The sequence below is a fragment of the Pseudomonas sp. HMSC057H01 genome, from assembly GCF_001836405.1.
Taxonomy (GTDB): domain Bacteria; phylum Pseudomonadota; class Gammaproteobacteria; order Pseudomonadales; family Pseudomonadaceae; genus Pseudomonas; species Pseudomonas aeruginosa.
In genome coordinates this window covers 1-699 of the sequence record NZ_KV828388.1, presented here as the reverse complement: position 1 = coordinate 699, position 699 = coordinate 1, and the positions used below count along the sequence as shown (strand labels likewise).

The window sequence follows — 699 nt, the reverse complement described above, 5'->3', positions numbered from 1 at the left end:
GTAGTATGAGTTCGCAGCTCGGGGCAGTGGGGGATTTGGGTAAGCTGGGTGGGGGGCCAAAAGGATCAGCAACGGCTCTTCAGAATTTTGGTGGACGCACTGCTAATGACCTTGTTGCTGCTGCAACTGAACCAATCAACAAGGAAGGTTTGACTAAGGCTGCTAGAGCCCTTACCAAACACGCATCCGGGCAAAGAGCGACAGGAACATTTCCAAAGCTTACTGGCGGAATTGAAAATCAAAATTCAGTGGCTCAGAAGATTGTTGATGAAATAGTCACTGATCCGAAAGCTGTGTACACAAACCTTAGTCGAGGAGGGCTTGAAATTCGAGTTCCTGATGGTCGGGGCATACGCTATAACAGTGATGGCTCCTTCTCTACATTCCTTGATCCGAAACTGTGATTATGAAACTCGAACGAAATCCCGATTTTGAAATTCTGCGCTCTAGTGATGTACGATACGAGCATCTCACGACCGAGGTTCAGTACAAAGGTGAGCCAGTTGCTCAGATCAACCAAGATAAAGGTAAAGAAAACTTAGAACTGGAGATATTTGCAGACTTGAAGGATGCAGTTTTACGAGTTCCATTGGATGATTTTCTGGAGTCTCTGAGGTTGGCAAGGAACTCTTTGCTCAGTAATGATTAGGACCATAAAGGGGAGACCATAAAGGGGACAGATTTATTTTCCCTACTCTA

At 45.6% G+C, this 699-nt stretch carries 1 protein-coding gene and 1 pseudogene; both read left to right on the top strand.

What is annotated here, in order from left to right:
* A pseudogene (locus tag HMPREF2581_RS32845) lies at nucleotides 1–404 on the top strand (hypothetical protein); the annotation flags it as partial.
* A gap of 2 nt (nucleotides 405–406) precedes the next feature.
* Entirely contained in the window at nucleotides 407–649 is a 243-nt protein-coding gene (locus HMPREF2581_RS31610; protein WP_045176722.1) for a hypothetical protein, read from the top strand.
* The last annotated feature ends 50 nt before the right edge of the window (nucleotides 650–699 follow it).